Annotated in this window: 21 protein-coding genes; 12 read left to right on the top strand and 9 right to left on the bottom strand. The window is 57.9% G+C overall.

The window, feature by feature from the left end; translation table 11 throughout:
* The first annotated feature begins 88 nt into the window (after positions 1 to 88).
* The 3 genes from CKW31_RS03550 (at position 89) to CKW31_RS03540 (ending at position 4111) form a co-directional block, all read left to right on the top strand.
* The gene (locus CKW31_RS03550; RefSeq protein WP_095093062.1) at positions 89 to 1504 is read left to right on the top strand and encodes an acetyl-CoA carboxylase biotin carboxylase subunit; all 1416 of its coding nucleotides are present in this window, start codon (positions 89 to 91) and stop codon (positions 1502 to 1504) included.
* Positions 1505 to 1604: 100 nt separating this feature from the next.
* On the top strand, positions 1605 to 3413 hold the full coding sequence (gene oadA, locus CKW31_RS03545; protein ID WP_095093061.1) for a sodium-extruding oxaloacetate decarboxylase subunit alpha: 1809 nt from the start codon (positions 1605 to 1607) through the stop codon (positions 3411 to 3413).
* A 419-nt stretch (positions 3414 to 3832) separates the two neighbouring features.
* Complete coding sequence (locus CKW31_RS03540; RefSeq protein WP_095093273.1) at positions 3833 to 4111, top strand: helix-turn-helix transcriptional regulator; 279 nt, start codon at positions 3833 to 3835, stop codon at positions 4109 to 4111.
* 93 nt (positions 4112 to 4204) lie between these two features.
* Here the strand turns inward: CKW31_RS03540 and CKW31_RS03535 are convergent, their stop codons facing one another.
* From CKW31_RS03535 to CKW31_RS03520, 4 genes are all read right to left on the bottom strand, one after another.
* The gene (locus CKW31_RS03535) at positions 4205 to 4798 is read right to left on the bottom strand and encodes a hypothetical protein (RefSeq protein ID WP_095093060.1); all 594 of its coding nucleotides are present in this window, start codon (positions 4796 to 4798) and stop codon (positions 4205 to 4207) included.
* Between the two features lie 263 nt (positions 4799 to 5061).
* On the bottom strand, positions 5062 to 5736 hold the full coding sequence (locus CKW31_RS03530) for a GNAT family N-acetyltransferase (RefSeq protein WP_095093059.1): 675 nt from the start codon (positions 5734 to 5736) through the stop codon (positions 5062 to 5064).
* 11 nt (positions 5737 to 5747) lie between these two features.
* Complete coding sequence (locus CKW31_RS03525; RefSeq protein ID WP_095093058.1) at positions 5748 to 6194, bottom strand: GNAT family N-acetyltransferase; 447 nt, start codon at positions 6192 to 6194, stop codon at positions 5748 to 5750.
* 235 nt (positions 6195 to 6429) lie between these two features.
* Entirely contained in the window at positions 6430 to 7053 is a 624-nt protein-coding gene (locus CKW31_RS03520; protein ID WP_095093057.1) for an FMN-binding negative transcriptional regulator, read from the bottom strand.
* Between the two features lie 89 nt (positions 7054 to 7142).
* On the opposite strand from CKW31_RS03520, the gene CKW31_RS03515 reads away from it, so the two are divergent.
* Positions 7143 to 8690: a PLP-dependent aminotransferase family protein gene (locus tag CKW31_RS03515; protein ID WP_095093056.1), complete on the top strand. Its 1548-nt coding sequence runs from the start codon at positions 7143 to 7145 to the stop codon at positions 8688 to 8690.
* Positions 8691 to 9035: 345 nt separating this feature from the next.
* Positions 9036 to 10247, top strand: a complete 1212-nt coding sequence (locus CKW31_RS03510) for a YeeE/YedE family protein (RefSeq protein WP_095093055.1) — start codon at positions 9036 to 9038, stop codon at positions 10245 to 10247.
* A gap of 143 nt (positions 10248 to 10390) precedes the next feature.
* Here CKW31_RS03510 and tkt read toward each other — a convergent pair whose 3' ends face one another.
* Entirely contained in the window at positions 10391 to 12466 is a 2076-nt protein-coding gene (gene tkt / locus CKW31_RS03505; RefSeq protein WP_095093054.1) for a transketolase, read from the bottom strand.
* A gap of 228 nt (positions 12467 to 12694) precedes the next feature.
* Here tkt and CKW31_RS03500 point away from each other — a divergent pair, with 228 nt between their 5' ends.
* Entirely contained in the window at positions 12695 to 13579 is an 885-nt protein-coding gene (locus tag CKW31_RS03500; RefSeq protein ID WP_095093053.1) for a bestrophin family protein, read from the top strand.
* Positions 13580 to 13762: 183 nt separating this feature from the next.
* Here the strand turns inward: CKW31_RS03500 and CKW31_RS03495 are convergent, their stop codons facing one another.
* Positions 13763 to 14635 carry a LysR family transcriptional regulator gene (locus CKW31_RS03495; protein WP_095093052.1) on the bottom strand — a complete coding sequence of 291 codons (873 nt, stop codon included), beginning with the start codon at positions 14633 to 14635 and terminating at the stop codon, positions 13763 to 13765.
* Between the two features lie 155 nt (positions 14636 to 14790).
* On the opposite strand from CKW31_RS03495, the gene CKW31_RS03490 reads away from it, so the two are divergent.
* From CKW31_RS03490 to CKW31_RS03470, 5 genes are read left to right on the top strand one after another with little or no spacing between them, the layout of a single operon-like run.
* Entirely contained in the window at positions 14791 to 15828 is a 1038-nt protein-coding gene (locus CKW31_RS03490; RefSeq protein ID WP_095093051.1) for an amino acid ABC transporter substrate-binding protein, read from the top strand.
* Positions 15829 to 15857: 29 nt separating this feature from the next.
* Positions 15858 to 17012 carry an amino acid ABC transporter permease gene (locus tag CKW31_RS03485; RefSeq protein WP_095093050.1) on the top strand — a complete coding sequence of 385 codons (1155 nt, stop codon included), beginning with the start codon at positions 15858 to 15860 and terminating at the stop codon, positions 17010 to 17012.
* A gap of 8 nt (positions 17013 to 17020) precedes the next feature.
* Positions 17021 to 18109 (top strand): amino acid ABC transporter permease, encoded by a 1089-nt coding sequence (locus CKW31_RS03480; RefSeq protein ID WP_256582474.1) that lies wholly within the window; start codon positions 17021 to 17023, stop codon positions 18107 to 18109.
* A complete protein-coding gene (locus CKW31_RS03475; protein ID WP_095093048.1) occupies positions 18106 to 18879 on the top strand; it encodes an amino acid ABC transporter ATP-binding protein in 774 nt (257 codons plus the stop codon). Before CKW31_RS03480 ends, CKW31_RS03475 begins: the two co-directional genes overlap by 4 nt.
* Entirely contained in the window at positions 18879 to 19835 is a 957-nt protein-coding gene (locus CKW31_RS03470) for an isoaspartyl peptidase/L-asparaginase family protein (protein WP_095093047.1), read from the top strand. Before CKW31_RS03475 ends, CKW31_RS03470 begins: the two co-directional genes overlap by 1 nt.
* A 124-nt stretch (positions 19836 to 19959) precedes the next feature.
* Here the strand turns inward: CKW31_RS03470 and CKW31_RS03465 are convergent, their stop codons facing one another.
* From CKW31_RS03465 to CKW31_RS03455, 3 genes are all read right to left on the bottom strand, one after another.
* Entirely contained in the window at positions 19960 to 20964 is a 1005-nt protein-coding gene (locus tag CKW31_RS03465) for an asparaginase (RefSeq protein ID WP_095093046.1), read from the bottom strand.
* 27 nt (positions 20965 to 20991) lie between these two features.
* Positions 20992 to 22440, bottom strand: a complete 1449-nt coding sequence (locus CKW31_RS03460; RefSeq protein WP_027898151.1) for a sodium:alanine symporter family protein — start codon at positions 22438 to 22440, stop codon at positions 20992 to 20994.
* Between the two features lie 228 nt (positions 22441 to 22668).
* Positions 22669 to 24093, bottom strand: a complete 1425-nt coding sequence (locus tag CKW31_RS03455) for an aspartate ammonia-lyase (protein ID WP_095093045.1) — start codon at positions 24091 to 24093, stop codon at positions 22669 to 22671.
* 283 nt (positions 24094 to 24376) lie between these two features.
* Between CKW31_RS03455 and CKW31_RS03450 the strand changes: the two genes are divergently transcribed.
* On the top strand, positions 24377 to 25288 hold the full coding sequence (locus CKW31_RS03450) for a LysR substrate-binding domain-containing protein (RefSeq protein ID WP_095093044.1): 912 nt from the start codon (positions 24377 to 24379) through the stop codon (positions 25286 to 25288).
* Positions 25289 to 25390: the final 102 nt, after the last annotated feature.

Below are 25390 nucleotides of genomic sequence, written 5' to 3'. Positions count from 1 at the left end.
TAGGGTGTCCCTGCGGCAATCAACCACATGCGCTGTTACAAAAACCGGTTCAGCTGCAAAGACCGGTTCAACGGTCGAGGAAATACTCGTGATAACAAAAATCCTGATCGCCAACCGCGGTGAGATCGCTGTCCGGATCGTGCGCGCTTGCGCCGAGATGGGCATTCGTTCGGTGGCAATCTTTTCCGACGCTGACCGTCATGCGTTACATGTAAAGCGGGCGGACGAAGCCCACAGCATCGGCGCCGAACCTCTTGCGGGTTATCTGAACCCGCGCAAGCTGGTTAACCTCGCAGTCGAGACAGGTTGCGATGCGCTGCATCCCGGTTATGGCTTTCTGTCAGAAAATGCCGAACTGGCTGACATCTGCGCTGAACGTGGAATCAAATTCATTGGGCCGTCTGCTGAAGTCATCCGTCGCATGGGTGACAAGACCGAGGCACGCCGCAGCATGATCAAGGCCGGCGTACCCGTTACGCCCGGTACCGAAGGCAATGTTGCCGATATTACCGAGGCGCTGCTTGAAGGAGACCGCATCGGGTATCCCGTCATGCTCAAGGCCACCTCGGGTGGCGGCGGGCGGGGTATTCGCCGCTGTAACAGTCGCGAAGAACTGGAGCAAGCTTTCCCGCGAGTGATTTCCGAGGCGACCAAGGCATTTGGCTCGGCGGAAGTCTTTCTCGAAAAATGCATCGTTAATCCCAAGCACATCGAAGCGCAGATCCTGGGCGACAGCTTCGGCAACGTCGTGCATCTGTTCGAACGCGATTGCTCGATTCAGCGTCGCAACCAGAAGCTGATCGAGATCGCTCCGAGCCCGCAACTGACGCCCGAGCAGCGGGCCTACATCGGCGATTTGTCGGTACGTGCCGCCAAGGCCGTGGGCTACGAAAATGCCGGGACTGTGGAGTTCCTGCTCGCCGAGGGCGAGGTGTACTTCATGGAGATGAACACTCGGGTGCAGGTGGAACACACCATCACCGAGGAAATCACCGGCATCGATATCGTCCGTGAACAGATTCGCATCGCGTCCGGACTGCCGCTTTCGGTCAAGCAGGAAGACATCATCCACCGTGGCTTTGCCCTGCAATTCCGGATCAACGCCGAAGACCCGAAGAACAACTTCCTCCCGAGCTTCGGCAAGATCACCCGCTACTACGCGCCCGGCGGCCCCGGTGTTCGCACCGACACGGCGATTTATACCGGCTATACCATCCCGCCGTATTACGACTCCATGTGCCTGAAGTTGATTGTCTGGGCACTGACGTGGGAAGAGGCGATGGACCGCGGCCTGCGCGCACTGGATGACATGCGTCTGCAAGGGGTGAAAACCACTGCCGCGTATTACCAGGAAATCCTGCGTAACCCGGAATTTCGTAGCGGTCAGTTCAATACCAGTTTCGTTGAGAGCCACCCGGAACTGACCAATTACTCGATCAAGCGCAAACCCGAAGAGCTGGCCCTGGCCATCGCTGCCGCCATTGCCGCCCACGCAGGCTTATGAATAAGCAGCGGCAAGATTCAAGCCGCAAGCTCCAAGCGAAAGCAGATCTGCTTTTACTTGCCGCTTGTAGCTCGCAGCTTGTCGCCATGAGGAGATCCAAATGTCCAAGAAGATTTTTGTAACCGACACTATCCTGCGTGACGCCCACCAATCGCTGCTCGCCACCCGCATGCGCACTGAAGACATGCTGCCGATCTGCGACAAGCTGGATAAAGTCGGCTACTGGTCGCTGGAGTGCTGGGGCGGTGCGACGTTTGATGCCTGTGTGCGCTTTCTGAAAGAAGATCCGTGGGAGCGTCTGCGCCAACTGCGCGCCGCATTGCCCAACACGCGCCTGCAAATGCTGCTTCGCGGCCAGAACCTGTTGGGCTATCGCCATTACAGCGACGACGTGGTCAAAGCCTTCGTCGCCAAGGCCGCGGTCAATGGCATTGATGTGTTCCGTATCTTCGATGCCATGAACGATGTGCGTAACCTGCGCGTCGCCATCGAGGCGGTGAAAGCCGCGGGCAAACACGCTCAGGGCACCATCGCCTACACCACCAGTCCGGTGCACACCATCGAGGCCTTTGTCGCTCAAGCCAAACAGATGGAGTCCATGGGTTGCGATTCGGTGGCCATCAAGGACATGGCCGGTTTGCTGACACCTTATGCGACAGGTGAACTGGTCAAGGCACTCAAAGCCGAGCAGTCGCTGCCGGTGTTTATCCATTCCCACGACACGGCGGGTCTCGCTGCCATGTGCCAACTCAAGGCCATCGAGAACGGCGCAGGCCATATCGACACTGCCATCTCCAGCTTCGCCTGGGGCACCAGTCATCCGGGCACTGAGTCCATGGTTGCCGCCCTCAAAGGCAGCGAATTCGATACCGGATTGAACCTGGAACTGCTGCAGGAAATTGGTTTGTATTTCTACGCAGTTCGTAAGAAATATCACCAGTTCGAAAGCGAATTCACGGCTGTCGATACGCGTGTGCAGGTCAACCAGGTGCCCGGTGGGATGATTTCCAATCTCGCCAACCAGCTCAAAGAGCAAGGCGCGCTGAACCGTATGGGCGAAGTGCTGGCCGAGATTCCACGTGTGCGCAAAGACCTGGGTTATCCACCACTGGTCACGCCGACCTCGCAAATCGTCGGTACTCAAGCGTTTTTCAACGTATTGGCCGGTGAGCGTTACAAGACCATCACCAATGAAGTGAAGCTGTATCTGCAAGGCGGCTACGGCAAGGCACCGGGTCAGGTGGATGAAAAGCTGCGTCGTCAGGCCATTGGTAATGAAGAGTTGATCGACGTTCGACCTGCCGATTTGCTCAAGCCGGAAATGACCAGGCTGCGCGGCGAAATCGGTGCCTTGGCTAAATCAGAAGAAGATGTGCTGACCTACGCCATGTTCCCTGACATTGGCCGCAAATTCCTCGAAGATCGTGCTGCGGGTGCTCTTAAACCTGAAGAGTTGTTGCCCATTCCAGAGGCGGGTGGCGTGAGCAGTGCAAGTGGGGAGGGCGTACCGACCGAGTTCGTCATCGACGTGCACGGCGAAAGTTATCGCGTGGATATCACTGGCGTGGGCGTCAAAGCAGGCGGCAAGCGACATTTCTATCTGTCCATCGATGGCATGCCCGAAGAAGTGGTGTTCGAGCCACTCAATGAGTTCGTCAGCGGCGGTGCGAGCAAACGCGCTCAGGCCACGGGTCCAGGCCACGTCAGCACTGCCATGCCCGGCAACATCGTTGATGTTTTGGTCAAGGAAGGCGACATGGTCAAGGCCGGTCAGGCTGTCCTAATCACCGAAGCGATGAAGATGGAAACCGAAGTCCAGGCTTCAATCGCCGGCAAAGTGGTCGCCATTCATGTGGCCAAGGGGGATCGGGTCAATCCGGGCGAGATACTGGTTGAGATTGAGGGTTGATCAGGCACGGTTCCAAACCTGTAGCGGGGCTCATGTGGGAGCGGATTTATCCGCGAATGCTGCGGTGAAAACGCTGCATATGTTTCAGGTGTACCGGCCTCTTCGCGAATAAATTCACTCCCACAAGGCCGTAATGCCAAGCATTGAATTTCAAGATTTCCTCGGGGGGCCTTCGTGGCTCCCTTTTTTTGCTTCTAAATCCTTAACTGCATTAAATTGCATTTATAAGGGGTTCCTGCAATCAAACATGCATTATATTGCAGATATATGCACCTTCACTGTCTCGCAGGTGCAATAAATTGCAGGCGGCTCATGTATAACTTCACCCTTCAGATTTATGGCGGTGGCGCCTGGAAAGATGCCATGACTCTTCCGTTCGACGCCTCTAAAGGATTTTTCAGACCATGCTGGGGGCTGCAATGACTTTATCCATCGACGCTCGCGCTCTGCTGATCGAAAGCGTTCAGCAGGGTATCGCTGACGGTAGCCTTGAGATGGGTGAAGCGGTCAAGCGCCTGCGTGTGGAGGGGGCGAAGCTGCATCAAAGTCAGTACGCCCGAATGTGCAAAATCTCGGTGCGCACGCTGATTCAGATCGAGCAGGGTGAGGGTAACCCGACGCTCAAGTCGTTAAATGCGGTGTTCCGGCCGTTTGGTTTGCAGATGGGCGTGGTGAGGCGTCATAAGCAGATTAGTTAATGGCGTCTCACCACGCATAAGGAAGCCCCTGCCCCAGCACGGGCCCCTATACAAAGATGACCTCACGCGTTGAGAGGGTCAGGCCAATCCCCGTTACGATTTTTTATAGCGTTGTTGGATGACCTCAGCCACCTGCCTGAAGCTGATGCTCTTCGTCGCGATCTTCTGCATACCGTCTTCAGGCAAGTAGCCAAACTTTACGTAAAGTATGTCTCCTTGAGCCATCTGTCCCGCGCTCAAGCCATCGAACGACTTTTTCATGGCATCCAGACTGGTCGGGCTTGCAACGAGTGTTACCCAGTCCGGTACCGGAATAGTGCTGGCAAAATAGCTCACCACATTGACCAGTGCATCGCCGATAGGAAACACAGCTGTGAATCGCTCTTTGGGCTTGAACCTTGCGATACCCATGTAGATGTCCGGCAGGTCTTTGATGTTGCTTTCGATCCCATGCTTTTGATGAGAAAGAAGGTACTCGAAGATCTGCAATGACGTACCGACAATGATCAGCGACTGAGCACCCACAGCGCTGTCCGAAAACGTATGTCTAAGGGTGCTGCTCACTGGGAGAGATTTCTTGAACTCCCTGCGATCGACGATAACGCTACCGTATTTGCCGTTGTGCAAAACCGGGGAAGGGACCCGCCACGGGTTTTCTTGCTTTGCTGTTGCACCTAATACATTCATTTCACAACATCCTTGTTGTCTTATTGCGAGTTAGTAAGGGCAGGCCTTGTTGGCCTGAACTGAATCTTAGACCGACAAAGGCTTGTTGTCGGTTCTCTAACGGACTGATGTGTAACGGATTGTTGGGGTAGCAGAGCAACGCATGCGCCGCTGTCTGCTCAGTTCATCACGTCCTTCGAATCCCTTCAGGAGCTGCAAGGTCGCGAAATCAAGTGCCTGACACTCCGGTTTCGCCCCCTTTCGGCGGTACATGAACTAATCGCTCAAAGTCCGCGAAAAGCCTCCAACCCCTTCACCTGCTGGCCATCCTTGAAGTTATCCACAGCCAGCCAGCTCTCGAAGGCTTGCTGTAATTGAGGCCACTCCTTGTCGATAATCGAATACCAGGCCGTGTCACGGTTCAGGCCTTTGACCACCATGTGCTGGCGGAAGGTGCCTTCGTAGCTGAAGCCAAACCGTTCTGCGGCGCGTTTGGAGCGGGCGTTGTTGGCGTTGCATTTCCATTCCAGACGGCGGTTGCCCAGCGCGAATGACTCTTTAGCCAACAGATAAATCGCCTCAGTACCTTTGGGTGTCCGTTGCATTGATGCGCCGAAGGTCACGTGGCCGATCTCGATCCGGGCGTGTGCTGAGACGATGGACAGAAAGCTTATGCAGCCGTTGGTAACCCCTGTGGCCTGATCAACTATGGCGTAGAACCACGGATCGGTATCGGCTTCATGACGGCCCAGCCACGCATCAAAATCGCTGCGTTCCAGAAACGGTCCGTACGGCAAATAATCCCACAACTTCGGATCAGAACCGGGGCCTTGCAGTGCAGTCCACAAGCCCTCGCCGTGGCGCGCGACACTGAGTTTTTCCAGACGGATGAAGCGTCCTTCCAGTGTTCGGGCATCTGGAAGTCTGGCGGGCTGCCAATCGGGTACAGGGGTCGACATAGACACGTTTCCTAGATCATTTTGCGAAATTGAATGTAGCCTGGACGTTCGGCGATACGTTCATAAAGCTGGATCGCGGTGGCGTTGGTTTCATGAGTCAGCCAGTGAACCTTGTCGCAGTCATTGGCCTTGGCGATTTTATAGACGTGCTCGATCAGCAGTCGGCCAACGCCGGTCCCACGTTGATCCGGAGTCACCAGCAAGTCCTGAAGATAACAGGCATTGGCGATGCTCCAGTTGGAACGATGGTAGATGAAATGGACCATGCCCACCGCTTTGCCATCTTGCCAGGCCAGTGCCGCGTTGGTCGGCTCAGCCGGGTCGAGAAAGCGCGCCCAGGTACTGGCAGTCACGGCGTCGGACAGCTCGGTTTTGTAGAACGTCAGGTAGGCGTGCCATAGCGGTAACCAGGCGGCGTGATCTTGCTCGGTCACGGGGCGGATCTGAATGTCCGACATGGCTGTTCCTTATCAAAAAATAACCCACTGAAGAAACGGGGTTTTTTCGTAGGACCGGCTTTAGCCGGGAGGGGGCCGGTAGATTCGCACAGGAATCTTCACCTGAGATAATGTCCTCCCGGCTAAAGCCGGTCCTACGGGTTCTCTGTTTACTGCGCGACAGCGTGATGTCAGGGACACCGGGGCTGCTCCTAAAGGCTCTGGGTTACGTTAAAAATACGGCGTCTTCTGCTTTTCAGCCCATCAACCGAGCCAGTTCCTGATCTTTGATATCTACGCTCGCGGTCAGCCCTTCACGCACACCTGCGAAGTCTGCGGCAGAGCGATTCTGGCCGAGCTTGCGTTTACCCTCCAGGCGCTCAATGGGTAACGCGAAGCCGACAATGGCACTGAGCATCTTGTCGATGTAATCGGCGGGCGCATCGGCCACGGCCCAGGGGCTGGCACGCCCGCTTTCATGTTTGTCGGTCAGGCCGCTGACGACGTCCAGCAGTCGCTGCGGATCATTGAAAACCTGCGCGACGCCATAGGCGTGAACGGCCACGTAATTCCAGGTGGGCACTACTTTGCCGTGCTCAGCCTTGGCCGGATAAAACGATGGGCTGATGTAAGCGTCAGCACCGGGGAAAATCACCAGTGCCTGCGCGCCATTTTTCAGCGCCCGCCACTGTGGATTAGGCTTGGCCAGGTGTCCGTACAGCGTGCCATTTGCGCCTTGATCCGCCCGCAACAGCAGCGGCACATGGCTGGCCTGCATGCCGTGCTCGTCATGAGTGACCAGGATCGCCAGTCGGGTGTGCTCAATGAGCGCGTGCAATCTGTCCAGATCGTCGTCTTTGAAATAGCTCGGTACGTACATGGAAATATCTCTTGGCCGAAGCCCCAATCCTAGGCAGGCTATTGGACTGATGTAAGAGCCATTAATAGTCAGTTTGATAGGGCCAATGCATGTCCGAACAGCCGCCATCGTTCCCGTTCAGCCTTGCCGGTATTGAGCTTGATCGCCGTCAGGGGTTGAGCCGTCAGCTCTATCACGCGCTACGCGCACGTATCCTCGAAGGGCGTTTGAGCGGAGGAACGCGATTGCCGGCCAGTCGGGATCTGGCTGAATCCCTGAGCATTTCCCGCAACAGTGTTATGCGCGCCTACGACCAGCTCTACGCCGAGGGTTTCACGGAGGGGCGTGTTGGCGACGGGACCTATGTGGCGCAATTACCTAATCAGGGAGTGCCTGGTAAAAAATTATCCACAAAAGTGTCCACAGGGTTATCTACAGGCTTACCCACAGCTTTATCCACAGAATCGAACAGTTCGCTGCTTAATCTGCCTGAAGAAGTTATCCACAGCCCGGCCATCAAAAGGCTTGAGACGCACCATCTGAACGCTTATTTGCCCAGTGCGCCACGGGCTTTCAGGGTCGGCGTTCCGGCGTTCGATCTGTTCCCGTTTGCAGTTTGGGGCAAGCTTTACGCGGCTTTTTGGCGTAAGCCGGATCTGGCGATGCTGGGTTATGGTCCGGCAGCTGGCGATACACGTTTGCGCGAGTTGATCGCTGCTTATTTGCGTACCTCGCGGGGCTTGCAGTGCCGTGGTGAGCAAATAGTAATCACCAGTGGCGCACAGCAAGCGATTAGCCTTTGTGCACAGCTGCTGTTGGAGGAAGGTGATGGTGTTGCGATAGAGAATCCCGGCTATCGCGCCGCAGGTCATGCCTTTGCCATTGCCGGAGCGAAGCTGCACGGCATTGATGTTGATGAAGACGGCATGTGTTGCGATCAGTTAAAGCGGCAAGCCTGCAAACTGGCGTATGTCACGCCGTCTCACCAATATCCTGTGGGGGTAGTAATGAGCCTGGCGCGCCGCCTGGAATTGCTCGCGTGGGCCGAGAAGACACGAGGCTGGATTGTCGAGGATGACTACGACGGCGAGTATCGCTACAGCGGCGCGCCATTGGCACCTCTGGCCGCGCTGGATCGGAGTGGACGGGTTTTGTATGTTGGCACATTTGGCAAGATTGCCTATCCGGGGTTGCGTCTGGGCTATCTGGTCTTGCCTGCGGGGTTGGTCGAGCCGTTTAGCCGCCGACGAGCTGTGGATATGCGCCACTCCGAAGTAAGTACACAAGCGGTGATGGCTGAATTCATTGCCGCGGGTCACTTCCAGCGCCACATCCGCCGCATGCGCCGTGCGGCCTTGAGTCGTCGCAATACTTTGCTCCGTCACTGGCCTGAGGACATCCCCGGCTGCGCAGCAATGCCCAAAGTTGTCGCCGGGTTGCATGTGGCGGTGAGAGTGGACAGCCTTGAGCGGGAAACTGAACTGATCGAGAAGGCTAAAAGTGTCGATGTCGAGATCAGCCCGTTGAGCGGTTATTGGTTGCCGGAATCCAGTGAGCCTGTAGATAACAGGGCAGGGCTGGTGCTGGGATTTGCGGCAGTCCCGGAGGCCGACATTGTTGATGCACTGAAGAGGCTGAAGCAGGTTTGGCGAGATTGAACGAGGTCAGCGCATACCCTGTGGGAGATTCTATGTCCGCCAGCAAGCCTGATCTTGATCTTGTAGGACCGGCTTTAGCCGGGAGGACGGTATTTCAGGCGAGGGAAGTTCAGCGGATATCCCGACGCCCTCCCGGCTAAAGCCGGTCCTACGGGAAGCGCGGCGCCTGTGCGAATTTATTCGCGAAGAGGCTGGTACATCACAGCGTTTTCGTCGTCAGGAATACCGCCTTCCCGGATGGATCCGGTCCCACGGGATGAGCTGTTTGCCGATAGTTCGGCAGGATCACGAAAGCTTGTGCGCGATATACTTGCCGCCATTACCCTTTTCAAACCGAGACTTCCCATGAGTACTTCTCTTGCTGCGGCGCCGGCTCGCAAGCCCGGTGCGCCGCTCATTGCTACTTTCCTGTTGTTGTTCATCGCGATGTTTCTGCTTAGCAGCGTTGGCGTGCGTCAGGTGCTCCTGCTCATCGTCGGCGCGGCGCTGGGCCTGACGCTTTACCACGCAGCCTTCGGCTTCACGTCCGCATGGCGTGTGTTCATTCGTGAGCGGCGCGGTGCGGGCCTGCGGGCGCAGATGGTCATGCTCGCCATCGCCGTGGTGCTGTTCTTCCCGGCCTTGGGCGCAGGGACTTTATTCGGTCAGCCGGTGAGTGGTCTGGTAGCGCCAGCAGGTGTGTCCGTGGTGTTCGGTGCCTTTATCTTCGGCATCGGCATGCAGTTGGGTGGTGGTTGTGCGTCCGGTACGCTGTTCACGGCGGGCGGCGGTAATGCGCGGATGTTGGTGACGCTGCTGTTCTTCATCCTGGGCTCGCTGATTGCGACTCACCACGTTGACTGGTGGTTCGCACTGCCGTCTTTCCCAGCGACCTCCATCGTAAAAAGCTTTGGTGTGGTCCCGGCACTGGTCCTGAGTCTGGCGGTGTTCGCGGTCATTGCATTCGTCACTGTGCGCCTGGAAAAACGTCGTCACGGTCAACTGGAAGCCGCGGTGAGCAGCGAACATGTCGGCTTGCGTCGTTTCCTGCACGGTCCATGGCCGCTGGTGTGGGGCGCGATTGGTTTGGCATTGCTCAACTACGCAACCCTGGCCCTGGCCGGTCGTCCGTGGGGCATTACCTCGGCATTCGCCTTGTGGGGCGCAAAGGTCGCGGGTTCTCTGGGCGTTGATGTCGGCAGCTGGGCATTCTGGCAGATGCCGGCCAATGCCAAAGCCCTGGCTGCACCCGTATGGGAAGACATTACCAGTGTGATGGACATCGGCATCATGATCGGTGCGTTGCTGGCCGCTGGTCTGGCAGGGAAATTCGCGCCGAACCTGAAAATTCCGGCTCGTTCGATCGTTGCGGCGGTGATTGGTGGTTTGCTGCTGGGCTACGGTTCGCGTCTGGCCTACGGCTGTAACATCGGGGCGTACTTCAGTGGTATTGCTTCCGGCAGCCTGCACGGTTGGTTGTGGCTGGTGGCTGCGTACGTTGGCAACGTGGCGGGCGTCAAATTCCGCCCGTTCTTCTTCCCGGGCGAGAAGCCGCAGGTTGCGTTGAGCGGTTGCTGATAACGTCCTGCTGGACGTGGGACCGGCTTTAGCCGGGAAGGCTGCATTCCTGACACAGCATATTTATTGGCTGTACTGGCCTCTTCCCGGCTAAAGCCGGTCCCACGACCTGAATCGCCCATAAATTCCAGTTCCAACAGGTCTTACTTAGCCATCTGCTCCTTCGCCAGCTTCACAATGTTCTCCACCGTAAACCCAAACTTGGCTTGCAGTTTGTCGATGGGGGCTGAAGCGCCGAAGGTGTTCATCGTGACCTTGGCGCCCGTGTTGCCCACGTAGCGATCCCAGCCCAGCGGGCCTGCCTGTTCCACCGCAACCCGAGCAGTGACAGAGGGCGGGAATACACTGTCGCGATAAGCCTGATCCTGATCTTCAAACAACTCCCAACTCGGCATCGATACCACGCGTGCAGCAACGCCCTGAGCTTTCAGTTGCTCGAAGGCCTGCACGGTCATGCCGACCTCGCTGCCGGTGGCAATCAGAATCACCTCAGGTTCGCCGTCTTTGGCGTCGGCCAGCACATAAGCGCCTTTCGCCAGACCTTCCGCTGAGCTGTATTGCGTGCGGTCCAGCGTGGGCAGTGGTTGCCGCGAGAGCACGATGCATGAAGGGCGACTGGTTTGCGCCAAGGCGATTTTCCAGGCCTGCGCGGTTTCATTAGCGTCGCCGGGGCGCAGCGTCAGCAAACCGGGTGTGGCACGAAGCTGGGTCAATTGCTCGATAGGCTGGTGAGTCGGGCCGTCTTCGCCCACGCCGATAGAGTCGTGGGTGAAGACGAAGATCACCGGCAACTCCATGATCGAAGCCAGACGAATCGGCGGCTTCATGTAATCGCTGAACACCAGGAACGTCGAGGTGTAAGGCCGCACGTAAGACAGCGCCATGCCGTTGGCAATCGAGCCCATGGCGTGTTCGCGAATACCGAAGTGCAAGTTGCGGCCGCTGTAATTGTCGGCGGAAAAACTCCCGGCTCCGTCGAACGTCAGATTGGTCTTGGTCGACGGTGACAAGTCAGCCGATCCGCCCAGCAACCAAGGGATTTTCGCCGCGAAGGCATTGAGAACCTTGCCTCCGGACGCGCGCGATGCGATGCCTTTGACGTCGGTCTCGAAGACTTGCAGATTGTCCTGCCACTGCTCGGGCATTTCTCCGGCGCGCATGCGTTGCAGCTCGTCGGCCAGATCCGCTTGTTCTTCTTCCAGCTGATGGAGCGCGCTTTGCCAGCTTTCATAATCGCTGGCGTTGCGTTCAATCAGAGCGTCTCGCAGCCAGGTGCGCGCTTCATCAGGCACCAGAAAGCTGGAGTTTTCATCCCAGCCATAGGCCTTTTTGGTCAGCTTGATTTCATCGTCACCCAAGGGCTCGCCGTGGGCCGCTGCGGTGTTGTGTTTGTTGGGCGAACCAAAGCCGATCACGCTATCGACCACGATCAGGGTCGGCGCGTCATCGGTGCGTTTGAACACTTCGATGGCGCGGGCCAACGCTTCGGTGTCGTTGGCGTCTGCGACATGCAAGGTATTCCAGCCGTAGCCTTCAAAGCGGGTTTGTACGTCTTCGCTGAAGGCCAGTTCAGTGTGGCCTTCGATGCTGATGGTGTTGTTGTCGTAGATCCAGCACAGATTGGCGAGCTTCAAATGCCCGGCCATGGACGCCGCTTCAGCGGTCACGCCCTCCATCATGTCGCCGTCGCCACACAGCACATACACGTTGTAATCGAACAGCGTGCGTTCTGGCGCGTTGAAGCGCTCTCCCAGCCAACGCTCGGCCATCGCCATCCCGACGCTGTTGGCGCAGCCCTGGCCGAGTGGGCCGGTGGTGGTTTCCACGCCCGTGGTCATGCGGTATTCCGGGTGACCGGGAGTTTTGGAGTCCATCTGACGAAACTGCTTGATGTCCTCAAGGCTCACCGCCGGTTTGCCCGATGGCTTGCCGTGCTCATCGATTTCCACCACGCCTGCCAGGTGCAGCAGCGAATACAGCAACATGGAGGCATGACCAACCGACAGTACGAAGCGGTCGCGATTTGGCCAGTCCGGATGTTCAGGGTGATAGCGCAGAAACTGATTCCAGACGGTATAGCCCACCGGGGCCAGAGCCATGGGTGTTCCGGGGTGGCCAGAGTTGGCCTTCTGCACGGCGTCCATGGCCAAGGTGCGAATGGTGTTGATACAGAGTTGGTCGCGTGCGGTGCGTTGTTCGCTGGAAAAAGACGAGCCCATTGAATTTACCCTCAGTGACGTGCTGCTGAACATCCAGATAAGTGTGGAGCGCAGCCGAGGGCGGTTTGTTCATTGTATTTTGGGGCTGTCCGATGGCCATTACGGCTCAACCTTAACTGAACATTAAACGGTTCAGCTTTTATGGGGTCAGTCGCGAACCATATACCTCAATGGCATTCGAAGCAGGTGAGCGGCGTGTCTTACGCAGTAGCCCATGAGGTAATCCTTTTGAAACAAGCCATCATTTCTAAATACCGTTTCTTAATGAAAACCATAGGTTATGTAGGCTGGTCACTGTTCTGGCTCCTGATCTGGGACATTGTGGTCACCGCCGACTTCATGCTGTTTCTGGACCGCAAGATCAGCCTGCCCTCGTTGCCGTTGACCTTGCTCGCGTCTGCGCTGGTGGTGCTCACCAGTTTTCGCAACTCCAGTGCCTATAACCGTTGGTGGGAGGCGCGCACCTTGTGGGGCGCGATGGTGAATAACTCCCGCAGCTTCGCCCGTCAGGTGCTGACGCTGGTTGAGGATGACGGCGAGCTGAATCCCGTGAAAGCAGTGTTGCTGCGTCGCCATGTGGCCTTCGTGAAATGCCTGTCTGCGCATCTGAAGGGTGAATCCTGTGGCGACGAAGTACAGTCATTGATAACCCGCGAGGAATACGCACGCAGGCACGAAACCAACAACTTCCCCAACGACATACTTAATACGTCGGCTGCACTGTTGGCCAAAGAGTACAAAGCCGGCCGCCTGGACAGCATCCGTCTGGCGCGTCTCGAATCGACAATGGTGGAACTCTCCAACTGCCAGGGCGGGATGGAGCGTATCGCCAATACGCCGCTGCCTTATCCCTACGTGGCGTTCCCGCGTTTGTTCATCAGCCTGTTCTGCGTGATCCTGCCGATTGGCCTGGTGGACACATTGGGCTGGTATACGCCACTGGCATCGACCGTCGTTGGATTTATGCTGCTTGCCATCGAAAAGATCGGCACCGACCTGCAAAGCCCTTTCAAAGCCAGCGAACACGAAATCCAGATGACCAAGCTGTGCGAAAACATCGAGCGCAACCTGGATTCGATGCTTCGCGATGCGAAGGTTGAGTGCACAGTTTGACTAGAAAGCGATCACCCCGCAGGTTTGATGTGATTCCGCGATTGGCGCTATGACGTGGGACCGGCTTTAGCCGGGAAGAGGCCGGTACAGTCACAACATTTCTATCGTCGGAAATGCCGCCTTCCCGGCTAAAGCCGGTCCCACGTCAGCTTGCAGGCAAACATAGAACCTCCTACAAAGGTTTCAAGAAATCCGCCTCCAAAACGCATCCGCCTCGGCATTCCTGTTACCCCGCCAGCGCACCAGAATCACTTCCAGGTGATCGGACTCCATCTCTGGGTAAAGGCGCACCAATTCCTTTCGCTCGATCAACGGCGCAACCATCGTGTGTGGCATGCAGGCCACGCCGTGTCCGGCAGCCGCCATCGGCTTCAGGGCTTCCGATACCGTGGCTTCGAACACCCGGCGCAGGCGGTGTGGTTGCGGGTGGCGTTTGACCTGTTTGTGTGAAAGGTCATGCAATTGGGCGCTACGGGCATAGGTCAGCCACGGGATGGGGGCGTCGGAGTTGGCGCAGCGTGCGGCCACTTCAGGCGTAGCCACCCAATAAAGTTCGTCCTGGCCCAGCGATAACTCTTCGAACTCGCTCTGCCGGGAGTAGGGTTCAGTCTGGGCATCGCGATAGAACAAAATGAAGTCGCAGCGTCCCGACATCAGCGCCATGTAGTAATCATCGGTGCTGCGGTAGCCCGTATCGATGCGGGTGAACATGGGCGCTTCAGCGGACGAGAACTGGCTGATCCAGTCGGGAAAGAAATTACAGCCCAAGGTATGCAACGAGGCAAAGGTCAGGGGGCGATCAATGATCTTTACGCTTTGCTCGCAGTCTCGCGCCAGACGTACCAGTTCCGAAGCGTTGGGCAGCAGCGCTTCACCGGCAGCCGTCAGCCGGATGGGGTTCTTGCTGCGATCTATCAGCGTCGCGCCCAGGCGCGTTTCGAGCAACTGGATGCGGCGGCTCAGCGCCGATTGCGATGAGCCGCGCATGCTGGCAGCGGCGGTAAACTTGCCGGTATCGGCCAGGGCCAGAAAGTCTTCGTACCAATCGATATCCATAGTTATTCCAAAATTCGATAGCGCGACCAGCATAGTGGATCAACAGTCACTAACGCATGCGGGTTTTGTATGGCTATTGTGCAGGTAATCGCCACCTGCCGATCCAACGTGGTTCATCCATAACTAGAAAAATCTGTCGTATAAGGGGCAATGCTATGCAAAAACGGAATGGCCTTAAGACTTTCCTCACGTCTTCAATGTTGCTGATCGGCCTGGTGGGGGCGGCGGCTGCGCAAGCCGGTGTGCTGGAAAAGGTCAAGGCACACGGCGCTGTGCGTTGCGGTGTTGCCAGTGACAAGCCGGGTTTCTCCTTGATTGACGACAAGGGCCAATGGACCGGCATGGACGTTGACCTGTGCCGTGGCGTGGCAGCCGCTGTGCTGGGTGACGCCAGCAAGGTCGAGTACATCGCTACTACCGGCAAGAACCGTTTCACTGCATTGGCATCGGGCGAAATCGACGTCCTGTCCCGCGCGACTTCTTGGACGGCTGACCGTGTCGCCAGCCTCGGTGTAGATTTCACAACCGTCTGGTTTTACGACGGCCAGGGCTTCATGACCCACGCCAAAGATGGCATCGAGAAGCTGACGGACCTCGACGGCGCAACCTTTTGCCTGTCACCGGGCACCACTTCAGAACAGAACCTGGACGACTATTTCAGCCAGCGCGGCCTGACTTACAAGACCGTGATCATCGAAAAAAGCCCTGAGTTGTTCGCAGCTTTCCAGAGTGGCCGCTGTAACGCGATTTCCAATGATTTGTCGGGTCTGGCCTCGCGTCGTGCCGTCATGAACAACCCCCAGGACTACGCGTTGCTGCCCGAAGTGATTTCCAAGGAGCCGCTGGGTGCTTACGTTGCCCAGGGCGATACCGTGTGGCGCAACATCGTGACCTGGACGGCCTATGCGCTGATGACTGCCGAAGAGTTCGGGATCACCTCGGCCAATGTCGATGAAATGCGCGCCAAGAAAGGCGGCTCGGCTGATGTCGCGCGCTTGCTGGGCACTGAAGGCACAGTCGGCAAGGCGTTCGGTATGGATAACGACTGGGCGTATCGCGCTATCAAACAGGTCGGCAATTACGCAGAAATCTACGACCGTAACCTCGGCGAGAAAACCATTCTGAATTTCCCTCGCGGCCTTAACCGCTCGTGGAAAGATCAGGGTCTGCTGTACGCGCCACCTATCCGCTGATCGCGTCACTCTCCAACGGAATCACTGTCATGTGGACCCAACGCTTGCAGAACGCTCGAGTGCTGAGCGTGCTGCAGCAAGGCCTGGTTCTGGCCATTGTTGCAGCTGTGTTTTACGTGCTGGCGCACAACGCCAGTCTCAATTTGAAAGCGCTGAATATCGCCTCCGGTTTTGACTTTCTGTCGCAGCGCGCCGGTTACGACATCAGCTTCAAACTGATCGACTTCACCCCCAACGACAGCTACGGCCGTGCGTATCTGGTGGGGTTGCTCAATACGTTGCTGGTCTCGGTGATGAGTATCGTAACCGCCACCGTCGTGGGCGTAGCGTTGGGTCTGTGCAAGGTTTCCGAGAACTGGCTGATCAATCGCCTGGCCGGTGCGAGCATCGAGTTTCTGCGTAATGTGCCGTTGGTGGTGCATCTGGTCTGGTGGTATGGGCTGGCGCTGGCATTGCCCGGTGTAAGGCAGGCGGTTTCGCTTTTCGATGTGGCTTACCTGAGCAACAGCGGTCTGATATTGCCATGGCCTGTGCAGGGTTCACTGGTCGGCTGGGGCCTGGCACTGATGGCGCTGGGCGTTTTGCTCGGTCTGATCGCCTGTCGCTTTCGTGATGCCAAGGCAAAATGGCGCAGTTTCACGCCACGACGCTGGCCATTGCTGTTGGCGGGTGCGGTGCTGTTACCGCTGCTGGTGTATGCCCTGAGCGACGCCCACTGGAGTTGGGAAGTCCCGGTCGCTAAAGGTTTTGGTTTCAAAGGTGGCGTAGCGCTGGTCCCGGAAATGCTCGCATTATGGCTGGCATTGTCGTTCTACAGCGCCAGTTATATCGCTGAAACCGTGCGAGGCGCGATTCAGTCGGTGCAGCGCGGCCAGTACGAAGCTGCCAAGGCGCTGGGTTTTGAATACGGCCCGACCATGCGTCAACTGATCGTCCCGCAAGCGGTGTATCCGATGATCCCGCAGGTCACCAACACCTACCTGAACATCGTCAAGAACTCCTCCCTCGGCGTGGTCATCGGCTTCATGGAACTGGTGTCATCCACCGGCGGCACCACGTTGAACCAGACCGGCCAGGCCATCGAGTGCATCGCGCTGGTGATGGGTACGTATTGCGTCATCAGCCTGCTGATTTCCATCGCGATGAACATCTACAACCATCGCATCGGCCAGCGAGGTCATTGAGGATGAACATGATCAATCAAGCCTCCCCGGTGCGTTTGCCGCCGAGCAAACCGTTGCCGGTACGCGTTCGTGAGTGGACGCGTCAGCACCTGTTCCCCAGTGTCGGCCATGGTCTGCTCACCGTCGCCGTGCTGGCGCTGCTGTTGTGGTGTATTCCGGCAGCGCTGAACTGGCTGGTGTTCGATGCCACATTCGTCGGCACTGCACGTACGGACTGCAACCCACATGGCGCGTGCTGGCTGCCGATCACCCAACGCTGGAACCTGTTCGTGTACGGCTTCTATCCGGAGGCCGAGCGCTGGCGGGTCAACCTGGCGCTGTTTTTGGCCGTATTCGCCTTTGTGCTGCTGTTCTTCAAGCGTCTGGATCGTCGCCTGCTGATTGGCTACCTGGCGTTGTTGCCGGTGGTCATGTGGTGGCTGCTTAAAGGCGGCGCTGGATTGCCGGAGATTTCGTCGACCAAGTTCGCCGGGATGATGGTCACGGTGTTCCTCGGCACGGTAGGCATGATCTTCGCCCTGCCCATCGGCATTCTATTGGCCCTCGGGCGACGCTCGAAGAAGCCGGTGATTCGCATCCTCAGCGTCATGTACATCGAGCTGGTGCGTTCGGTGCCGGTCATCTCGCTGCTGTTCATGGCGTCGTTGATGATCCAGTTGTTCCTGCCGCCGGGTTCGGTGTTCGACATCCTGCTACGCGTACAACTGGTACTGATCCTGTTCACCGCCGCTTACATGGCCGAGACCTTGCGGGGTGGTTTGCAGAACCTGCCGAAGGGCCAGTACGAAGCGGCTCAGGCGCTGGGCTTCGGTTACTGGAAAACCATGGGCCAGATCGTCCTGCCGCAGGTTTTGAAACAGTCGATTGCGCCGCTGCTGACGCAATTCATCGGCCTGTTCAAGGAAACCACGCTGGTGATGATCGTCGGTGTGCTGGACATCGTCGGCATCGCCATGAGCACCGCCGCCGCGCCGGAATGGGTGGGCTACGGCCATGAGATCTACATTTTCCTGGCGATCTACTTCTTCGTCGTCTGCTTCGCACTGTCGCGCTATGCCCGGCACCTTGAAAAGAAACTGGAACAGAACCGCTCATGACTGATCATCGCGAGGCTGACGCAGCCCCTATTGTGCGTATCGAGCAATTGAACAAGTGGTATGGCCAATCCCACGTCCTGCGGGACATCTCGTTGTCGGTCAAACCCGGCGAGAAAGTGGTGATTTGCGGCCCGTCGGGTTCGGGTAAATCCACTTTGATTCGTTGCATAAACCAACTGGAACAGCACCAGCAGGGCACCGTTGAAGTGTTGGGTGAAGTACTGGACGGCAATGTGAAACGCCTGGAGCGTATTCGTCGACAAGTCGGCATGTGCTTCCAACATTTCAACCTGTTCCCGCACCTGACCGTGCTCAAGAACTGCACACTGCCGCAAACTTCCAACCTCGGCGTGCCCGAGAAGGAAGCCATCGAGCGGGCTCTGGCCCTGCTCGACAAAGTGCGCATGCGCGATCACGCCAACAAGTTTCCATCGCAGTTGTCCGGTGGACAGCAGCAGCGCATCGCGATCGCCCGTGCGTTGTGCATGCAGCCCAAAGTCATGCTGTTCGATGAACCCACCTCGGCGCTGGACCCGGAGATGATTGCCGAAGTACTGGAAGTCATGACCGGCCTGGCTCAGGAAGGCATGACAATGATTTGCGTGACTCATGAAATGGGCTTCGCCCGCAAGGTCGCGGACCGCGTGGTGTTCATGGATCAAGGTGAAATCGTCGAGCAGGCGACCCCGGATCGTTTCTTCTCAGCGCCGGAATCCGAGCGCACCCGCCGTTTCCTCAATCAGATCCTCGATCATGGAGTCCACGCGTGATGTCCAACCCTATTGCAATTGCTCTGCACGGTGGGGCGGGCGTACTGACTCCAGGCTTGCTGACGCCGGAAGATGAAACAGCCATTCACGAGGCTTTGTTGCGCGCGCTGAAAGCGGGACTGACGTTGCTTGAACAGGACGGCAGCAGCCTCGATGCGGTGCAGGCGGCGGTTATCGAGCTGGAAGAGTGCCCATGGTTCAACGCGGGCAAAGGCGCGGTGTTCACTCACACCGGTGATCACGAACTGGACGCGGCAATCATGCACGGCGCTAACCGGGAAGCAGGTGCCGTGGCGGGGATTCACTTTGTTCGTAACCCTATTCTGGCTGCCCGTGCAGTCATGGAGCACAGCGAGCATGTGCTGCTCGCAGGCGTTGGCGCTGATGCTTTCCTGGAAACGCAGAATCTGGAGCGCGTCGCCAACGACTGGTACGACACTGACCTGCGTCGCCGTCAGTGGCAGACTCAGCTTCAACAGCCCAACAGTGTTTCGCTGGAACCGGGCGGGGTCGACAAGAAGTTCGGCACCGTGGGCGCAGTGGCCCTGGACCGTCACGGTCATGTGGCCGCGGCGACTTCTACTGGCGGGATCACCAACAAGCGCTTTGGTCGTATCGGTGATTCACCGTTGATTGGTTCTGGCACATGGGCAGACGACCGAAGTGCAGCGATTTCCGCCACGGGTCACGGTGAGTTTTTCATGCGCACCGTGGTCGCCCACAACATCGCGTCCCGCGTCCTGCTGACTGGCGAAACGCTCAATACAGCGTGCGATACGGTGGTGTCAGGTGAGTTGAAAGCCATGGGTGGCAACGGCGGCGTCATCGCTGTGTCGCCAACGGGCGAAACCGCACTGAGCTTCAACACGCCTGGCATGTACCGCGCATGGCGTGATGAGCAGGGTGGTTTGCATACGGCGATTTATGCCGAGGATGATCGGGTTCATACAGCTTGAGCATCACCTGTGGGAGCGGTGCTTGCCCGCGATAAGAACACCGCCAATGTCAGTGAGATCGCGTAAACCTTATCGCGGGCAAGCACCGCTCCCACAGGAAATCATCCGACAGGAGCTTCGCGACTTAGCGCAACTCCCCACACAAATCCACTTCCACCAACCGGCGCACTTCATCCAGCGGCAGACCTGCACCCAGCAACAGGTGCAGCTTGCCCAGCGTTGCTTCGCGGGTCATGCCGCCACCAGACAACACGCCTGCATCGCGCAGACGACTTCCCGCTTCGTAGACGTCCAGTTCGACGCCACCCTCATGGCATTGCGTGATTGCAACGACGCAGATGCCTTGTTGGTGGGCGCGTTCCAGACTGGTCAGGAACGCCGGGTCATCGCTGGGACCGGTGCCGCTGCCGAAGCATTCAAGCACCAGACCCTGTATTCCGCTGTCGATAACAGCGTTCAACTGGGCCGCACCGATGCCGGGAAACAACGGCAGGATGGCGACGCTGGCCGCGACTTTGGGCTGGCGGTATTCCAGCTGCGCAGGGCGCGCAGTTGGTGTTTCGTCGCTGTGGGCGCGATTCAGCGCTGCGAACGGATGGCGACCGAAGCTGCGGATTTTTGCGCAGCGGGTCGGGGCCAGCAGTTCACCGTGGAAGAACAAGTGCACGCCCGATGTCAGACCTTTGCCCAGCGCGACCAGCGAGCCGTTGACGTTTTCCCAGGCATCGCTGTCCGGAACGCCAGCGGGCAACATTGAGCCCGTGAACAGCACCGGAGCATCAAGCCCCAGCAACTGGAAGCTCATGGCAGCGGCGCTGTACGCCAGTGTGTCAGTGCCGTGAAGGATCAACACCGCGTCGCAGCCATCGACATCAACTGCTTCGATAACTGCTTCGCGCAGACGCAGCCAGTAAGCCGGTGTCATGTTGGCGCTGTCGATCAACGGTGCCATCTCACGAAAGCGCCACTGTGGAACCACCAGATCAGGCAACTCGGCCAGTTGCCCGGCCATGCGCGCCTCGAAACCTGACGCTGGAGCCAGACCGTTGGCGCTGGCCTGCATGCCGATGGTGCCGCCGGTATAAAGAACCATGACTCGCTGAGCGGGTAGTGGCTGTTCATGAGTCATGGTTCTTCTCCGGTATGACGTTAGCGATCAGGCTTGGGTGGCAGGCTTTGCCGTGGCCTCAACCGGGTTGACCGGCGTGTGGTCAGGGTTTGCAGGCCATGCGTTGCGGTCCAGGTCCAGATCCGGGAATTGGCTCGAATCGAATACTGGAGTCTTGATGCCTGCCTTACGTTGGGCATCGTAGTCGCGCAGGATGCGCATGGCGACTTTGAACAACATTGCCAGGGCGATCAAGTTGACGAAGGCCAGCAGCGTCATGGTGATGTCAGCAAAGGCGAACACGGTGTTGAGATCAACGACGGCGCCCCAGAGGATCAGCACCAGTACGAAAACCCGATAGCCGACGATAGCTTTCTTGCTCTCGCCCACCAGGAAACGCAGGCTGTTTTCGCCCAGATAGTAGTTGTAGAGAATCGAGGTGAAGACGAACAGCGCCAGGGCAACGCTGATGAAGATACGACCCCAGTCACCGACCACGGCGGCCAGCGAGTTCTGCGCCAGAACGATACCGTTGCCGCTGTAACCCACGTCGTAGATGCCCGAGAGCAGGATCAGCAACGCGGTGCAGGTGCAGATCACGAAGGTGTCGAGGAACACGCTGAACGCCTGAACCACACCTTGTGAAATCGGGTGCTCGACCTGGGCAACGGCAGCCACGTTTGGCGCACTGCCCAGACCGGCTTCGTTAGCGAACACGCCGCGCTTCACGCCCATGACGATTGCGCTGCCGATCAGACCGCCAAACACCGGGTCCAGACCGAAGGCACTTTTGACGATAGTCGCCAGCATGGCCGGAACATGGTCGATCTGCAGGACAATGACGTAGATGGTCACGGCGATGTAGATCAGGGTTTTGACCGGCACCAGCAGGTCCGAGATCGCGGCGATACGCTTGATGCCACCGACGAATGCAAGGCCCAGCAGCACAACCAGGCAGATGCCGGTGGTCATGGTGTCGATGCCGAACGCGCCTTTGAGCGAGTCGGTGACTGCGTGGGATTGCAAGCCGTTGAAGGCAAAACCGAAGGTCACCAGCAGCAACACTGCCATGACCATGCCGAGCCAGCGCTTACCCAGACCATGCTGGATGTAATACGCCGGACCACCACGGAACTGGCCTTCGGAGTCTTTGCGTTTGTACAACTGAGCGAGTGAACACTCGATGAAGCTGCTGGCCATGCCCACCAGTGCGGTGACCCACATCCAGAATACGGCGCCCGGTCCGCCCAATGTTACGGCGATACCAACACCAGCAATGTTGCCTGCGCCGACCCGACCAGCAAGGCTGAGCATCAATGCCTGGAAAGAACTCAGTTGGCCCGTGCTGTTACGTAAACTATCCCTGAAAACAGCGAACATGTGGAAAAAGTGGCGAAACTGGACGAAACGCGAACGAATCGTGAAGTAACCGCCGAGCCCTACGATCAGTACGATCAGCACTTTACCCGAAAGGAAGTCGTTGATGACTTCAAGCATTGGAGAATCCTCGCTGTTGTTTTTAGGGGCGCGCACTATACCGGTGCGCTCGTCTTGCGTCTGCAATACTTTTCCGTTCCAGTGCAGCGGCACGTCCTTGTCGTTCTTGGCAGTTGGCGTTTTGCAGGTAAAAAAAAGGGTCCGGAGAGAATCATCTCTGGACCCCCAAAAGGGCGGGGGGTGTCTAGTCCCCCAGCCTGGTGAGCGTGGTGCTGTCGAACATTTGCATCAGGCCTTCAACGGGACCAGACGCGGAGCAATCATGTTTTCCGGCCGCAGGATGTCGTCGAGCATCGCGTCGTCGAGCAAGCCTTCTTCGCGGACCAGTTCCAGTACGCCGCGGCCGGTTTCCAGCGCGATACGGGCGATACGGGTGGCGTTTTCATAACCGATGTACGGGTTCAGCGCGGTGACCAGGCCGATGGAGTGTTCGACCAGTTCGCGGCAGCGGGTTTCGTTGGCGGTGATGCCGACGATGCAATGCTCGCGCAGCATGTCCATGGCGCGTTGCAGCAGGCGAATCGAATCGAAAATCTTGTATGCGATCAGCGGCTCCATCACATTGAGCTGCAATTGGCCGCCTTCGGCTGCCATGGTCAGTGCCAGGTCGTTGCCGATGATTTCGAAAGCAACCATGTTGACCGCTTCCGGGATTACCGGGTTGACCTTGCCAGGCATGATCGAGCTGCCTGGCTGACGCGCTGGCAGGTTGATTTCGTTGATGCCGGTGCGTGGGCCGCTGGACAGCAGGCGCAAGTCGTTGCAGATCTTCGACAGTTTGACGGCGGTACGCTTGAGCATGCCGGAGAACAGCACGAAGGCGCCCATGTCGGAAGTGGCTTCGATCAGGTCAGCAGCCGGCACCAGCGGTTGACCGCTGATGATCGCCAGACGATCGACGGCAAGCTTCTGATAGCCAGGGTCGGCGTTGATGCCGGTACCGATGGCAGTACCGCCCAGGTTTACTTCCGTCAGCAGTTCTGGTGCCAGGCTGCGCAGACGGTTCAGGTCTTCGGTCAACGTCGTGGCGAAAGCGCGGAATTCCTGGCCGAGGGTCATCGGCACAGCGTCCTGCAACTGGGTACGGCCCATTTTCAGGACGTGGTTGAATTCCTGGCCCTTGGCTGCGAATGCCTGAATCAGGCTGTCGAGGCTGGCCAGCAGGGCGTCATGACCCAACAGCAGACCCAGACGAATGGCCGTCGGGTAAGCATCGTTAGTCGACTGGGCCATGTTGACATCGTTATTCGGGTGCAGCTGTTTGTAATCGCCTTTCTCAAAGCCCATGGCTTCAAGGGCAATGTTGGCGATGACTTCGTTGGCATTCATGTTGGTTGAAGTGCCAGCGCCACCCTGGATCATGTCCACCACGAAGTGCTCGTGGAAATCGCCGCGAATCAGACGTGCACAGGCCTCACTGATAGCCGCATGCTTGGCTGCATTGAGGTGGCCCAATTGATGGTTTGCATCTGCGGCTGCCTGTTTGACCATCGCCAGCCCTACAACCAGCTTCGGGTAGTGGGAAAGCGGAACACCGGAGAGGTGAAAATTGTTCACCGCTCGCAGCGTCTGAATACCGTAATACGCGTCAGCAGGTAATTCGAGAACACCAAGCAGGTCTTTTTCGATGCGCGATGATGCAGGCGAGGACATGATAGAGATAGTCTCAAGAGAGGCACGGACAAAGCCGGAACGCCGCCGATACTGGTCTCTACGGTGATTTTTGACCAATGCTGTTACATACTGGGCCATGCCGAAACGGCATAATGTACGTGTGACGCCAGCGGTGTTGCTGTCGTGTATATACATTTGCAGCCGGTGAGTGGCTGCTCTGGTAGGAGCCAACTTGTTGGCGAGAGGGCTTGATGCGGTGTATCAGGTTCACTTTCTCGCGAACAAGTTCGCTCCTACCGGTTTTTGGCCTGGAGGGAACAACATGAATCTGGAAAGCAAATGGCTGGAAGACTTCAGCGCGCTGGCCTCTACGCGCAGTTTTTCCCAAGCGGCAGAGAAGCGTTTCGTGACGCAACCCGCCTTCAGTCGGCGCATTCGCAGCCTTGAAGCGGCGCTGGGGCTGACGCTGGTCAATCGCTCGCGTACGCCCATCGAACTGACGGCAGCTGGCCAACTGTTTCTGGTCACCGCGCGTACCGTGGTCGATCAACTGGGCGAAGTATTGCGTCACTTGCATCACCTGGAGGGCGGGCAGGGTGAAGTCATGCAGGTTGCTGCGGCGCACTCACTGGCGCTGGGCTTCTTCCCGCGCTGGATCGCTCAACTGCGCAACGAAGGCCTGAACATCGCAACCCGGCTGGTCGCCACCAACGTTGGCGACGCGGTGCATGCCTTGCGTGAGGGCGGCTGCGATCTGATGCTGGCGTTCTACGACCCGGACGCCGCCCTGCAAATGGACCCGGAAATCTTTCCGTCGCTGCACCTTGCGCACACTGAAATGCTGCCGGTATGCGCGGCCGATAATAGCGGGCAGCCGTTGTTCGGCCTGGAAGATGGCAGCAGCGTGCCACTGCTGGCCTACAGCGCCGGTGCTTTCCTGGGGCGTTCCGTGAACCTGTTACTGCGTCAGCGAAACCTGCGCTTCACTACGGTCTATGAAACCGCCATGGCCGACAGCCTGAAAAGCATGGCGCTGGAAGGTCTTGGCATTGCCTGGGTACCCCGACTCAGTGTGCGTGCCGAGCTGGCGCGCGGTGAGCTGGTGGAGTGCGGCGGCCCACAATGGCACATTCCGCTGGAGATCCGCCTGTATCGCTGCGCCTTGGTGCGCAAGGCCAACGTGCGGTTGTTGTGGCGCAAGCTCGAGAGCTCCGCGACACCCGATGGCGCTTGACCCGCAGGTCAGTAAATCCGTGGTTTACAGGTCACAGGCACCTCACAAGACAGATGGTCACGAGGGGTGCTTCAAACGCAACTCTTTGGGGTATACTGCGCG

Source organism: Pseudomonas sp. Irchel 3A5 (genome assembly GCF_900187575.1).
Lineage (GTDB): Bacteria > Pseudomonadota > Gammaproteobacteria > Pseudomonadales > Pseudomonadaceae > Aquipseudomonas > Aquipseudomonas folii.
Note: the sequence above shows the minus strand (reverse complement) of the source record. Positions and strands in the feature narration are given on the sequence as shown.

Coding starts and splice junctions, on each gene's coding strand:
- CKW31_RS03540 (WP_095093273.1), top strand. CDS start 3,833: ATGACTTTATCCATCGACGCTCGCGCTCTGCTGATCGAAAGCGTTCAG.
- oadA (WP_095093061.1), top strand. CDS start 1,605: ATGTCCAAGAAGATTTTTGTAACCGACACTATCCTGCGTGACGCCCAC.
- tkt (WP_095093054.1), bottom strand. CDS start 12,466: ATGGGCTCGTCTTTTTCCAGCGAACAACGCACCGCACGCGACCAACTC.
- CKW31_RS03470 (WP_095093047.1), top strand. CDS start 18,879: ATGTCCAACCCTATTGCAATTGCTCTGCACGGTGGGGCGGGCGTACTG.
- CKW31_RS03450 (WP_095093044.1), top strand. CDS start 24,377: ATGAATCTGGAAAGCAAATGGCTGGAAGACTTCAGCGCGCTGGCCTCT.
- CKW31_RS03480 (WP_256582474.1), top strand. CDS start 17,021: ATGATCAATCAAGCCTCCCCGGTGCGTTTGCCGCCGAGCAAACCGTTG.
- CKW31_RS03515 (WP_095093056.1), top strand. CDS start 7,143: ATGTCCGAACAGCCGCCATCGTTCCCGTTCAGCCTTGCCGGTATTGAG.
- CKW31_RS03495 (WP_095093052.1), bottom strand. CDS start 14,635: ATGGATATCGATTGGTACGAAGACTTTCTGGCCCTGGCCGATACCGGC.
- CKW31_RS03510 (WP_095093055.1), top strand. CDS start 9,036: ATGAGTACTTCTCTTGCTGCGGCGCCGGCTCGCAAGCCCGGTGCGCCG.
- CKW31_RS03485 (WP_095093050.1), top strand. CDS start 15,858: ATGTGGACCCAACGCTTGCAGAACGCTCGAGTGCTGAGCGTGCTGCAG.
- CKW31_RS03535 (WP_095093060.1), bottom strand. CDS start 4,798: ATGAATGTATTAGGTGCAACAGCAAAGCAAGAAAACCCGTGGCGGGTC.
- CKW31_RS03460 (WP_027898151.1), bottom strand. CDS start 22,440: ATGCTTGAAGTCATCAACGACTTCCTTTCGGGTAAAGTGCTGATCGTA.
- CKW31_RS03525 (WP_095093058.1), bottom strand. CDS start 6,194: ATGTCGGACATTCAGATCCGCCCCGTGACCGAGCAAGATCACGCCGCC.
- CKW31_RS03455 (WP_095093045.1), bottom strand. CDS start 24,093: ATGTCCTCGCCTGCATCATCGCGCATCGAAAAAGACCTGCTTGGTGTT.
- CKW31_RS03475 (WP_095093048.1), top strand. CDS start 18,106: ATGACTGATCATCGCGAGGCTGACGCAGCCCCTATTGTGCGTATCGAG.
- CKW31_RS03490 (WP_095093051.1), top strand. CDS start 14,791: ATGCAAAAACGGAATGGCCTTAAGACTTTCCTCACGTCTTCAATGTTG.
- CKW31_RS03520 (WP_095093057.1), bottom strand. CDS start 7,053: ATGTACGTACCGAGCTATTTCAAAGACGACGATCTGGACAGATTGCAC.
- CKW31_RS03465 (WP_095093046.1), bottom strand. CDS start 20,964: ATGACTCATGAACAGCCACTACCCGCTCAGCGAGTCATGGTTCTTTAT.
- CKW31_RS03530 (WP_095093059.1), bottom strand. CDS start 5,736: ATGTCGACCCCTGTACCCGATTGGCAGCCCGCCAGACTTCCAGATGCC.